Raw genomic sequence first — 12016 nt, 5'->3', positions numbered from 1 at the left:
TGCGGCACAGTTAAATTTGTATCTAAATTTTAAAATTCCAAGCTTGCGAGACCTGCAGGGCGCTTAATACAGCCTTGATGCACATCGTGCAGGCAGTCTAGCATGCGGCACGAGAATTTTAAGTGCAAGATAAAGGCGGCAAGTATGCGCGGACGTTAAAATTTTAATATGTAATAGCGTTAAGGCTGCTTGTTATTTATGAAATAAAATTTAAAAACCAAACCAACACGAAAGGAAAAACATGGGATTTTTATCCAAAGACGAAGAGCCGCATAGGCAGGGCGCCAAAAAGGCGGCGAAGCAACCGCCGATCTTGATGAAGCAAACGCAAGAGGTGATCACCAATATCGAGAAATATCTGGGCGCGCCGCTGCTTACCTACTTCAATTCGGGCGCGGGCAGCGTTTGCGGCAACGACGCGATCAGTATCAACGACCACCTCAAGGGCAAGCATTTCGAAAAGCTCTACCTTTACATCAAATCTGACGGCGGCAGCGGCATCGCCTCGCTTAAGATCGTCTCGATCCTGCGCAACCACTGCGACGAGCTGATCGCGCTGGTGCCGGCAAACTGCGCTTCGGCGGCTACGATGATGGCGCTTGGGGCGAATAAAATTTTAATGGGGCCGCTAGGCTATCTCACGTCGGTCGATACCTCGCTGCGACATGAGCTTTCGCCGGTTACGAACACCAACGATCAAGCCAACGTTTCGATGGACGAGCTAAGCCGCGTGGTGAAGCTTTGGAAAAATAACGAGCGCCCGAACGACGAGAACCCGTACAAGGAGCTTTATAAATATATCCATCCGCTCGTTTTCGGCGCCGTCGATCGCGCAAGCAGCCTGTCGCTTAAAATTTGCCGCGAAATTCTGCGCTACCACTTCGAAGATGAGCAAAAAATCGCCTTTATCAGCGACAAGCTAAACAGCGGCTATCCGTCGCACGACTATCCGATCTTATTCAGAGAGGCTAATGAGCTTGGGCTTCAGGTCGAGAAGATGGATACACGCCTAAGCGAGATGCTTCAAATTTTAAACGAGCTCTACGCCGAGATGGGGCAGCGCACCTTCACCGACTTCGACGAGAACAACTATCACGACAACAACATCGCCAATATCATCGAAATTTCGGGATGCCAGATCTACTATCAGATCGACAAGGATTGGTTTTACCGCGAGGAGGAGAAGCGCTGGATCGTGCTAAACGACGAGAGTTCGTGGCGCAAAAACGAACTCGACGGCAAAAATATCAAAAACAGCATCTATTATATTTAGTGCGGTTTTGGATTGCGTGCCGTTTTAAATTTGCGGCTTGTAAAATTTAAATCGGCGCGTAAAATTTCAACGAGCAGCAGCGGCAAGGTGCGATTGATGATGACATAGCCGCGCTTATGGATGAGCTGGAAAACAAAATGTGCAGGTAAATTTAAAATTTTAAAAACGGCAAGAGGCGGCGCCAACCTGGCTTGGCGATAAAAGCTGCGCCGCGAATTTTAAATTTAGCCGGTTCGCGCCGATCTTTTTGGCTAAGCTTACACTGCGGTTTAAATTTACGTTTTGCGCTCGGCTTTTAAATTTAGCTTTTGCAAGCGGCGTAGAATTTTAAAATTTACGTCCGCGCGAGCAACGCGGCGGCATTTGAGAAGCAAAATTAAAATTTGCGCGCGGTAAATGCGGTAAATTTAGCAAATTTCGCTTTGCCGATTTCCGCTTCATAAATTTGGCAAAATTTTAGAATTTAAAGGGTTTTTGCGATGAAATTTTTTATCTCGTCTCTGTTTTTGGCTCTGTCGCTGCTCGGCTGCGCGGGCAAAAACTCGCCCGAAGCCGATAAAATATACGTTCTTTCGGACGAGCTTGGGGATACGAAATACGCTTTTTACGGCGGCAATCTCTACGAAAACGGCGCGATTTTAGGCCCTTACGAAACGCGAGGCGATGCGAAGCTTGCGATTTTAGACGGTAGCGGCGCAAATTTAGACAAAAACGCAAAGCTCATAAAACTATATTTTTTCGAGCGCAGATACGGCGCGATCTACGCCGTAAGCCACAAAAACGGGGTCTGCGCCGAGTACAATAAGGGGAATTTCGTAGATTTTCAAATTTTATTTAATATTTTTCAAAGCAAAGAGTGGTTTAATTATAGCGGCGGCATTTCCCCGGGCGGCGAGAGGCTAAAAGAGCTGGCTTCGGCGCATATGGCGAAATTTAACGGCGCAAAGCTCGGCGCAGTAGATGAAAAGACAAGGCGCGAGTATCAAAAGGCTCGCCGCGAGGCGATTTTGTATTTTCAGCTTAACGCAAACGACATGCGCGAGCTGATTTTTAAAAAACTATGCGAATAAATTAAAAGGAGAAAAGATGAGAGCGTTAATCAGCGTCAGCGATAAAGAGGGCGTCGTAGAGTTTGCTCGCGGGCTACAGAAGCTAGGATTTGAAATTTTAAGCACGGGCGGCACGTTTAAGCTTTTGCGCGAAAACGGCGTCGCGGTGCTCGAGGTTAGCGAATACTCGGGCTCGCCCGAGATGTTTGAGGGGCGGGTTAAAACCCTGCATCCAAAGATCCACGGCGGAATTTTGTATAAGAGAAACGACGCAAATCACGCCAGCCAAGCCGCGCAGCACGGCATCGGCGGCATCGATCTCGTGTGCGTAAATTTATATCCTTTTAAAGCGACCGTAGCCCGAACCGACGATTTTTCCGAGATTATCGAAAATATCGACATCGGCGGGCCTGCGATGGTTCGAAGCGCGGCTAAGAATTTCGCAAGCGTCTATGTCGTCACGAGTCCGCTTGATTACGGCGCGGTTTTGCAAAATTTAAGCGGTACGGACGAGAGCGAGAAGCTCAAATTTAGGCAAAATTTAATGATAAAAGCTTATGAGCACACCGCAGCCTACGACGCGATGATCGCAAACTATATGAACGAGCGCTTTAACGGCGGCTTCGGCGCGAAAAAATTTATCACGGGTAGTAAGGTATTCGATACTCGCTACGGCGAAAATCCGCACCAAAAGGGCGCGCTGTACGAGTTCGAGGAGTTTTTTAGCAACCATTTTAAGAGTCTAAAGGGCGAGGCGAGCTTTAACAATATGACCGATATGCACGGCGCACTGATGCTCGCTAGCAGCTTCGGGGAGGCGCCTGCGGTAGCGATCTGCAAGCACGCCAATCCATGCGGCTTTGCCGTAAAATCTAGCCTGCTTGAAAGCTACGTAGAGGCGCTAAAATGCGACCCGGTCTCGGCATACGGCGGCGTCGTGGCGATAAACGGCGTTTTGGACGAGGAGCTAGCGAATAAAATTAACGAAATTTTTGTCGAGGTTATCCTCGCCGCTCGCGTCACGCCCGCGGCGCTTGCGGTATTTGAAAAGAAAAAGCGCATTAAAATTTTCGAGCAGGGCGGGGAGTTTTTAATGCGCGAAAACGACAAATATGATTTTAAATTCATTGACGGCGGCTTCGTATATCAGCAGCGCGACTACGTGGGCGCGGGCGAGGTCGCAAACGCCCGCTGCGTCACGGGGCGCGCGGCTAGCGAGAGCGAGCTTGATGATCTAAAAATCGCGTGGCAGATCGCTGCGCTTACGAAGAGCAACTGCGTGGTTTACGTCAAAAATCGCGCGATGGTCGCGATCGGCATGGGTATGACGAGCCGTGTGGACGCCGCGCGTGCGGCAGTGGCAAAGGCTCGTGACGTGGGCGTCGATCTGAGCGGTTGCGCGCTTGCCAGCGAGGCGTTTTTCCCGTTTAAAGACAGCATCGAGATCGCCCATGCTGCGGGCGTCGCGGCAGTGGTGCAGCCCGGCGGCAGCATCCGCGACGATGAGGTGATCGTAAGCGCCGACGAGTTCGGCATGGCGATGTATTTTACGGGAGTGCGCCACTTTTTGCACTAAATTTCGCTCGCCTGCGCAGGGGCGGATTTATTGCGATAGCTTCGCAACTTCTTATGCCGTTGCAAATTTTGAAAACCGCGCGTGCGGATCTCGTTGCTCGTTTCGTAGCGGACACTGCGCGGATCTAATGCGCGGTGCTTTGTTACACGCCAACGCGGTGCGGATCGGGCTATCTCCGCTACACAGCTCCGCGCGATGTAAATGGCTGTACTCTGCTACGTGGCGGAGGCAGTGCGAATCCGACTGTTCGCGCTTCGTTATACTATTGCGCGGCGCGGGTTTAGCTACGCGATATGGCGCTACGTATCGGTGCGGCGCAGTTTAAATTTAATCACTCGCCGCTCCTGAATGGTCGCGAAATTTTATCTCGCGGCCGCAGTGCGAAAATTTTAAATTTAATCGCGCACGCAGCGGATGGGTTCGTGCCTCGCCGTCGTATAGCGGCGCACAAATTTTATCTCGCGGCGCGAAAATTTCATGGCGCCCATTTTGCGTTGAAATTTCGGCGCCGTTTCGCAGTAGATACGGAGCGGAGTATAAATTTTTAAGGCGGTGCCTCGTCGCGATCGGGCGCGCGCATAGACAAATTTTAATCGTGCTGCGAGCAGATGGACGCCGTGCCGCAACCTAAGCGGCGTGTAGAAAATTTAGCCGCGCGGTGGATAAGTGCCGTGCCGCGATCGCAGCGGTGCGTAGATAAAATTTTAAATGCGGCAAAGCAGCGGGCGCAGCGCAAAGCTTCCGTCTCGCGAGCAGTCCGTGCCCTCGCAAAACGGCGCCTGCGGTAGAATTCGGCCGCGTCGTAAAACTCGCAAAGGCGCTAATCAGGCTAAAATCACGGTTGCGCAGCGGTAAAATTTTAATTATCGAGACGGTAGCAAAATCTAGCCGCGAGGCGCGACAATAAAATTTCGCGCCGCAATAGGGCGTATCAAAATCTCTAAATCCCCACGTAAGCTGCGATGAATGGATAAATTTCACGCGAGCCGTAGCGCAGGCGAATGGGCGGCGCAAGGGTCTCGCTCGTAAAAGGGACAAATTTCATCGTAGCGCAGGGGCGATGAAATTCTAACCCTGCAGCGGTAGCGAAATTTTAATTCCTGCCGCGGCGATCAAATTCAACCGCTTGCCGCGTTAGCAAAATCCGGTCTCCGCTGAAGCGGTAAAATTTTAATCTTGGCGGCGGCGATAAAATTTCAGCCCTCGTTATAGCATAGAATTTTAACCGCTTGCGAGGAGGTAAAATTCCGATGCTGTAGCGCGCCGCGAGGATAAGATAAAATTTTTGGTCCTGCGTCACTACGGCGATAAAATTCTAATTCTGCGGCGACGGCGAGCGAAAGCCCCGATCCTGCGGCGATAAAATTTGGGTACCGATCCGCCGTAAGCGATAAAATTTCTCTCTTTCACTCTCGCTTCATTTAGAGATTGTAAAATTGCGCAAAATTCAAAACGAAAGGATCAAAATGAAAATTTCTAAAGTTTTAATCTACCTCTTTGCTTTGGCGGCGGGTTATTTAGTCGCGCTCAATGCCGCAGGCGGCAGTAGCGCCGGTGCGTCGGACGCAAATTTTAAAGTTAAAGGGGGCGGCATGAACGCAAACGTGAAAGAAATTTATCTGGCAGGCGGCTGCTTTTGGGGCATGGAGGCGTATTTTAAGCAGCTTGACGGCATAGTCGCGACGCAGGTGGGCTACGCCAACGGCAAGAGCGATAAAGCAAGCTACGAAGGGCTGCACAGCAGCGATCATGCCGAGACGCTACACTTAAAATACGACGCCAACGTCATTAGCGAGCCTGAAATTTTGGCGCATTATTTCCGCATCATCGATCCGTTCTCGATCGACAAGCAAGGTAACGACCGCGGTCGCCAGTATCGCACGGGCATCTACTACACCGACGAGGCGAGCGGCGAGATAGCGCGCTATTTCATAGCGGCACAGCAGGCAAAATTTAAAGAAAAGATCGCCGTCGAAGTGGCGCCGCTAAGGAATTTCGTTCGCGCCGAGGAGTATCATCAAAATTACCTCGACAAAAACCCGGGCGGATACTGCCATATCGATCTGCGCCTTGCTAAAAAGCCGCTTGAGGACGATGAAAAATTTAAAGTGCAAAGCAAGGAGGAGCTGAAAAAAAATTTGACCGAGCTTCAGTATCAAGTCACGCAGGAAAAAGCGACCGAGCAGCCGTTTTCTAGCGAATACGACAAGAATTATAAAAAGGGCATCTACGTCGACATCGTGTCGAAAAAGCCGCTCTTTTCCTCTACCGATAAATACAACTCCGGCACCGGCTGGCCGAGCTTTTCAAAGCCGATAACGACCGACGCGATCGCGTATGAGAGGGACGACAGCCACGGCATGCAGCGCGTCGAAGTCTCAAGCCGCGTAGGAGGCAGCCATTTAGGACACGTCTTTGAGGACGGACCGAGAGATAAGGGCGGTATGAGATACTGCATCAACGGCGCTAGCTTGGAATTTATACCGCTTGAGGAGATGGACGCGCGCGGCTACGGCGAGTATAAAATTTACGTAGAGTAAGCGGCGGTTTCGGGATTAGCCTGCTTATTGGGCGGCTTCTAGTTTAGCTTGCAACCGAGCAGTTTTGGGACCGGCTTGCGGCTTGGGCGACTTTGAGGCTAGCCCGCTTGCCGTGCGGCTTCGGGATCGGCTTACGACCGGACCGGACGGCTTCGGGTTATGCTTACGGCTTGGGTAGGTTCAGAATTAACCTGTGGCAGGGCGGCTTGGAAGCGGGTCTGTGACCGAGCGGTTTAGCGGCTCGGCTCGCAATTAGTCGGCAATTTGCGGCTAGATCGTCTAGCTCGTTAGCCCGTCTGCTTATTTGCGGATCAGTTCGCTCGGATTGCAATCAGTTGGGGATTTGCAGCTCGGTTCCCTCGGTTCGTTAGTCGGGCCCGCTCATTGTGGTGGACCAAGCGGTTTTGAAACCGGACCGATGATCGATTTAGCGCTTCGGCGATCCCTTGATTTGACGACAGGTTTGTTTGCGATCGATCTTTTCGATTTTGCTAGATCGTTTGCTTCGGCGGGCTGCTGGTTTGTGGCCGGCTTGCTGCCGATAGGTCCTGCAACTGAGTCGGTAACCGATCCTGCGGCTGGTCGGCGATCGGTCGGTGCAGCGGAATTTAAACAAAGCGGGGGCGGTTCATCCTCTGCCTTAGTACTCGGCAAAATTTGCGCGATAGAATTTAAACAAGGCGAGGGCAGTTCGGCGGCTCCGGTCGCACCGCTGCCAGAATAAACGCGCCACGGAGAAGCTGCGCTGTGGATGGAATTTGAGCTCGCATTGCTTAAATTTCATCGCCGCAAGCCGTTTCGGTTTCGCGGTCGGTCGGTTGATTTTACAATCCATATCAATAGCTAGCTTACGGGTATTTCATCGATCGATTTGACGGCTACGGATGGAATTTTAAAATTCCAAATACGATAAAAATTTAGTGGTAGTGGAATTTTAAAAATTTATCGATACGGAATTTTATGCGGTGCAAGCCGCTAAATAAAAATGCGCGGACGCAGTCCGCCCCGCTAGCGTCGTCGGAGGTTAGGTGGGGTTTGGGGTGGGAAGGGAAGCGACCTCGCAATTGGGATCCCCTTCCCGCCCCAAGAAATAGAAAATACGGCATAAATTCCACAGGTCGTGGATTCGGCGATAAAATTTTGAAATTTTACTTTTAAGACGCGGAAGCGGTGCATGCTCAGCAAGAGATGCGGCGTAAAATTTGAAATTCTGCAACGAAAACGGCGTCTATACAATGCCCGCTCTGCATCCGCGTCGCAAATTTTAAATTTAGGATAAAATTTTAATGGCTAGCCCCGCGCAAAATAGAAAAATCCCCGCGTAGATCACTAAAAACGGCGCAATTATCGCATAGTGGATGATGAACTCGAAGAAATTGTAAATTATGTGCTTACTTTTGGGCTCTTTAAATCTTAATTCTAGCGGCTCGTTAGAATCAAACGGCGCATTGGAGCGCAAGATGTGCTTTGGACTAAACATCCAGCGCACAAAATCTATTCTATTGCGCTGCATATAGTCTTTGCCGATGCCCAATACGCCGTTTATATAGCATACAAAACCAAAATCGCCGAAAAACAAAATGAGCCCGATGTCGATCAGCTTATCCGCCATAGCGATCTTTCCCTTGCTATTTAAATTTAGAAATTTAGCCCGCCGTATTTGCTCTCGCCGTTTGCCTATTGAAATTCTAATTTCGCAGGATTGCACTCTTTGTCGGCTTTGCAATCTTGCAATTTTTTGATGATTTTATTGAAATGTTCTTTGTCATACGCCATATCTCGAGCCATCGTCATATATTTAATTACCTCGTCTATGTCTAAAGAGTGATAAAAGTAAGTTAATGCGCAAAATAAGCAAGATTCGCCTATTTTGCCTACTTCACAAGCCCTAGATAATCTTTTTAATCCCATAGGGAATTTATTCATTTTGATTAACAGATTGCCCGATATGTCGCAAGATAAAGCATTTCCAATCTCATCTTTTTCAAAACAATTTTTATCAATGATAGTTAATAAACTCTGACAAGCGCTATATTTACCGTCGCCCATATCGCACTTTTTAATAAGTTGCGAGATCTCTTGTGAGAAAATTTTATTGCATCCTCCATAGGAGTGCGAAGCATCACAATCATTTAATGCCTTACCGCGCTCTTCGGCGGACATTTTATAAAACCCGTCGCTTAAAATTTTAACTCCCGCAGAATTTTGCCCTTGCACCTCGCTCGACTCCGTATCTTGCATCGCAAAAGCAGCCCCGCAAAGACCGAGCAACAGCGCAAACGCCAAAAATACTTGCTTCATTTTCTCTCCTTCGTTCATTTTATTATTCACTTATGATACCTAAAAAGCGATAAATTTTATTTATTTTGCGTGGGATTTGGGCTACAAAGCGGTAAAATTTTAGGGCATTTGTGGTGGTGGGGGACTATGCGCTTGAGACTTTTTATCGAAATAAAGTCGCAAGCGTAGTATGATTATTTTTTAAGTTCTCGTCCTACTATAAACGGTCTTTCGCCAGGCTCGGTGACTTTAACGCATCTGCAGGGTTTATTTAGATTGGCTCCAGCAGTTTTGCTCTTATCGGTGTCGGTCACAACTTCTATGATAGCAATAACATTTCCGTCTATACATATTTTTTGAACGGAGAATAACGCATTGCTATCATCATAAGAAATGTCGCATATATTAGCGTCTTTGGCTATCATCTCTTTCCTACCGCCTTCATTAGCATTTGTTGTAACTAATCCTAACATTATCACTAATGCCGTGATAAATAGTTTTTTCATCATCATTTGTAAAAATATAATTAGGTGGCAAAGATAAGAATATTTTTTAGTAAACAAACACTTTCTTCCTATTTTTTTCTATTGTAATTTATGCAAAATAAATCTTTCTAACTAAAAACTGAGAATGACAACCTCATTTATATAAAATTACTATTCTTTAAGATGTTGAATATTAAACTTATAAATACTCTTTGTATAACAATCGTCCAAGGTTTGTGTAGGCTAAGGGTAGGGCAGAGGTAAACATAATTTTTTTCTTTCTTACACTGTTTTCAATTTTTTAACGTACATTTGCGCCGTTTTTTAAAACAATACAAATATAAATATGCAAATAGAAGTATTAAAATCTAAAATACATCGCGTTAAGGTTACAGGTGCCGATTTAGATTATATCGGAAGCATTACCATTGACGAAGATTTGTTAGAGGCAGCTCAAATGATTGAGGGAGAAAAGGTGTCGATTGTAGATGTTAATAATGGCGAACGCTTCGAAACTTATATTATTAAAGGAAAGAGAAGATCAGGTGCTATTGTACTGAATGGCCCTGCTGCTCGTAAAGTGCAAAAAGGTGATATCATCATCATCATATCCTACGCTTTAATGGATTTTGAAGAAGCTAAAACTTTTAAGCCTTCTATTATCTTCCCTAATGAAACAACCAACCTAATCGAATGAAAAAGTTCTTAAAGATAGCCCTTCCGATATTTGTAGGCGTTTTCTTGTGTTGGTATGCTTATCGCCAATTTAACGAAGAGCAGTTTGTCCAAATAAAACACACATTTCTAAACGCCGATTACTTCTATATCATTTTGGCTGTATTTTTAGGATTTTTAAGCGATCTTTCTCGAGCCATACGTTGGCATTTGTTGCTAAAACCTTTGGGTTACCGCACAGCTTTCTTACATAGAGCAATGGCTGTGTTCATTGGTTATTTGGTGAATGTAACCATACCGCGTTCAGGCGAGGTCTCTCGTGCCTTAGTAGTAAGCAATTACGACGGAGTCCCTTTCGAGAAATCATTAGGCACTATCATCTCCGAACGAATTATCGACCTGCTTTTACTTTTCCTATTCACTATGCTCGCTTTCATTCTCCAATTCGAGGTTATAAGCAACTTTCTTCTCTCCAAAATCCCTTTTCAAAAACTAATATGGTTAATGGGTATAGGAGGTTTTTCGTTTATTGTTTTTTTGTATTTCATTTACACTTCCGATAAACCTTTTTTTATCAAGGTAAAAGTCTTTTTAAACGGAATAAAGGAAGGAATCCTATCAGTCGTAAAAATAAAACATAGAACACTATTTCTTTTTCATACTCTTTTTATTTGGGCAATGTACTTTTTGATGTTCTATATTCCGTTTTTTGCCCTACCCGAAACCGCACATATCAGTTTGCCCAATGTGCTTACAGCCTTTGTGGTGGGTAGTTTTGCAATGACCTTCACCAATGCAGGCTTTGGTTCTTATCCCTTTTTTATTGCCGAAGTACTATTTTTGTTTGGAGTAGCTACTCCTGTGGGTACAGCCTTTGGTTGGATTGTATGGACGTCACAATTTGCTATGACGCTCTTATTGGGTAGCTTTTCATTCTTCTTTCTTCCCTTGTTGAAGAAACATAATCCGTAGATTTTTCTTATTAAGGTAAATAAAATAAGGTTATCAAAACAGCTTTTGATAACCTTGTTTATATTTTATGCTTGTACTTAATTTTCTAAATACAAATCAATAAGTCCTTCTGGAGTTTTTACAATAATTTTCTTGTGGGCTCTATCTATCTTCTCAATAAACTCATCAGCCATAGGAATAAGTATCTCATTTCCGTTCTCATTCTCAATTTCAAATAACGCTTGAGAAGTACTGTCGTTTATTCCAACTATTTTCCCTACTACTCCGTAGTACACATCTTCCACCTGAAACCCTATCACTTCGTGGTAATAAAACTTATTCCCCGATAGTTTAGGCAATACCGCAAGAGGTAAATATACTTTGTGTTTCAATAGAGCCTCTGCATCAGCCTCAGTTTCTATCTCTTCAAACTTCACGCGCAATAAATCCGACTTGTGTAAAGTGCTCTTTTCAATAAAAAAAGGAACCAGATTATTGCCTAAGGCAATAAATACTGATTCCATTTCTTCATACATTTCAGGGTCGTCGGAATCTAACTTAATTAGCACCTCGCCCTTAAAACTAAACTTCGACACAATTGTTCCTATATAAAAACAATCTTTTAAAGTCATAGGGTTATGCCTCAGTTTCGTTATTTTCTTCAGCAGGAGCTTCAGCTTCGGTAGCTTCCGTAGCTTCTGTAACCTCTTCGGTTGCTTCAGCTGTTGCTTCGGTAGCTTTAGCTACAGCAGCGTTCTTGCGTTTCTCATTAGCTTCTTTTTCAGCGTCCAAAGCCTTTGCTTTTGCTTCTGCTTTCTCTTTAGCTAATTTTTGCTCTTTTGTAGATACTTTGTTAGCTTTCTCTTCTACCCAAGCATTAAACTTAGCCTCTGCTTGTTCTTCGGTCAAAGCTCCTTTGGCAACTCCACCAAGCAAGTGGTATTTAAGCAATACCCCTTTGTAAGAAAGAATACGACGTGCTGTGTCACTAGGTTGTGCTCCGTTTTTTAACCATTTTACAGCTGCATCTACATCTATTTCAATCTGAGCAGGATTGCTGACAGGATTGTAAGTTCCTAATTTTTCAAGGAATTTACCATCTCTTTTTGCACGTGAATTAGCAGCTACAATCCAATAGAAAGGCTTGCCTTTTTTTCCGTGACGTTGTAATCTAATTTTTACTGGCA

12 protein-coding genes are annotated in these 12016 nt (G+C 45.9%); 7 read left to right on the top strand and 5 right to left on the bottom strand.

Features of this window, described 5'->3' with window-relative positions; all coding sequences use genetic code 11:
* Positions 1 to 241: 241 nt before the first annotated feature.
* The 5 genes from Q0393_RS06645 (at position 242) to Q0393_RS06625 (ending at position 7162) form a co-directional block, all read left to right on the top strand.
* The gene (locus Q0393_RS06645) at positions 242 to 1273 is read left to right on the top strand and encodes a hypothetical protein (protein ID WP_297949654.1); all 1032 of its coding nucleotides are present in this window, start codon (positions 242 to 244) and stop codon (positions 1271 to 1273) included.
* Between the two features lie 479 nt (positions 1274 to 1752).
* Positions 1753 to 2343: a hypothetical protein gene (locus tag Q0393_RS06640; protein ID WP_298978883.1), complete on the top strand. Its 591-nt coding sequence runs from the start codon at positions 1753 to 1755 to the stop codon at positions 2341 to 2343.
* Positions 2344 to 2359: 16 nt separating this feature from the next.
* Positions 2360 to 3898 carry a bifunctional phosphoribosylaminoimidazolecarboxamide formyltransferase/IMP cyclohydrolase gene (gene purH, locus Q0393_RS06635; RefSeq protein ID WP_298978882.1) on the top strand — a complete coding sequence of 513 codons (1539 nt, stop codon included), beginning with the start codon at positions 2360 to 2362 and terminating at the stop codon, positions 3896 to 3898.
* Positions 3899 to 5490: 1592 nt separating this feature from the next.
* Positions 5491 to 6438 (top strand): peptide-methionine (R)-S-oxide reductase MsrB, encoded by a 948-nt coding sequence (gene msrB, locus Q0393_RS06630; protein WP_298978986.1) that lies wholly within the window; start codon positions 5491 to 5493, stop codon positions 6436 to 6438.
* Positions 6439 to 6889: 451 nt separating this feature from the next.
* Positions 6890 to 7162, top strand: coding sequence for a hypothetical protein (locus Q0393_RS06625; RefSeq protein ID WP_298978881.1), 273 nt, complete (start codon positions 6890 to 6892; stop codon positions 7160 to 7162).
* Between the two features lie 546 nt (positions 7163 to 7708).
* Here Q0393_RS06625 and Q0393_RS06620 read toward each other — a convergent pair.
* The 3 genes from Q0393_RS06620 to Q0393_RS06610 form a co-directional block, all read right to left on the bottom strand.
* Positions 7709 to 8050: a hypothetical protein gene (locus Q0393_RS06620; RefSeq protein WP_298978877.1), complete on the bottom strand. Its 342-nt coding sequence runs from the start codon at positions 8048 to 8050 to the stop codon at positions 7709 to 7711.
* Positions 8051 to 8115: 65 nt separating this feature from the next.
* Complete coding sequence (locus Q0393_RS06615; protein WP_298978875.1) at positions 8116 to 8739, bottom strand: hypothetical protein; 624 nt, start codon at positions 8737 to 8739, stop codon at positions 8116 to 8118.
* A 173-nt stretch (positions 8740 to 8912) separates the two neighbouring features.
* Positions 8913 to 9281 (bottom strand): hypothetical protein, encoded by a 369-nt coding sequence (locus Q0393_RS06610; protein WP_298978873.1) that lies wholly within the window; start codon positions 9279 to 9281, stop codon positions 8913 to 8915.
* 268 nt (positions 9282 to 9549) lie between these two features.
* Between Q0393_RS06610 and panD the strand changes: the two genes are divergently transcribed.
* Positions 9550 to 9900, top strand: a complete 351-nt coding sequence (panD, locus tag Q0393_RS06605) for an aspartate 1-decarboxylase (RefSeq protein ID WP_298978871.1) — start codon at positions 9550 to 9552, stop codon at positions 9898 to 9900.
* A complete protein-coding gene (locus Q0393_RS06600) occupies positions 9897 to 10850 on the top strand; it encodes a lysylphosphatidylglycerol synthase transmembrane domain-containing protein (RefSeq protein WP_298978869.1) in 954 nt (317 codons plus the stop codon). The genes panD and Q0393_RS06600 overlap by 4 nt, the downstream gene beginning before the upstream one ends.
* A gap of 77 nt (positions 10851 to 10927) precedes the next feature.
* Here Q0393_RS06600 and rimM read toward each other — a convergent pair whose 3' ends face one another.
* Positions 10928 to 11461: a ribosome maturation factor RimM gene (gene rimM / locus Q0393_RS06595; RefSeq protein ID WP_178976732.1), complete on the bottom strand. Its 534-nt coding sequence runs from the start codon at positions 11459 to 11461 to the stop codon at positions 10928 to 10930.
* Positions 11462 to 11465: 4 nt separating this feature from the next.
* Positions 11466 to 12016 (bottom strand): 30S ribosomal protein S16 (locus Q0393_RS06590; protein ID WP_298978866.1); only part of this gene is annotated, 551 nt, incomplete at its 5' end.

Origin of the sequence: uncultured Campylobacter sp., from assembly GCF_938015785.1 — a bacterium.
GTDB lineage: Bacteria > Campylobacterota > Campylobacteria > Campylobacterales > Campylobacteraceae > Campylobacter_B.
This window is presented reverse-complemented; position numbering and strand designations above follow the sequence as displayed.

Excerpts from the sequence above, each read along its gene's own strand:
- Q0393_RS06645 (WP_297949654.1), top strand. The coding sequence starts at position 242 with ATGGGATTTTTATCCAAAGACGAAGAGCCGCATAGGCAGGGCGCCAAA.
- Q0393_RS06640 (WP_298978883.1), top strand. The coding sequence starts at position 1,753 with ATGAAATTTTTTATCTCGTCTCTGTTTTTGGCTCTGTCGCTGCTCGGC.
- purH (WP_298978882.1), top strand. The coding sequence starts at position 2,360 with ATGAGAGCGTTAATCAGCGTCAGCGATAAAGAGGGCGTCGTAGAGTTT.
- msrB (WP_298978986.1), top strand. The coding sequence starts at position 5,491 with ATGAACGCAAACGTGAAAGAAATTTATCTGGCAGGCGGCTGCTTTTGG.
- Q0393_RS06620 (WP_298978877.1), bottom strand. The coding sequence starts at position 8,050 with ATGGCGGATAAGCTGATCGACATCGGGCTCATTTTGTTTTTCGGCGAT.
- Q0393_RS06615 (WP_298978875.1), bottom strand. The coding sequence starts at position 8,739 with ATGAAGCAAGTATTTTTGGCGTTTGCGCTGTTGCTCGGTCTTTGCGGG.
- panD (WP_298978871.1), top strand. The coding sequence starts at position 9,550 with ATGCAAATAGAAGTATTAAAATCTAAAATACATCGCGTTAAGGTTACA.
- Q0393_RS06600 (WP_298978869.1), top strand. The coding sequence starts at position 9,897 with ATGAAAAAGTTCTTAAAGATAGCCCTTCCGATATTTGTAGGCGTTTTC.
- rimM (WP_178976732.1), bottom strand. The coding sequence starts at position 11,461 with ATGACTTTAAAAGATTGTTTTTATATAGGAACAATTGTGTCGAAGTTT.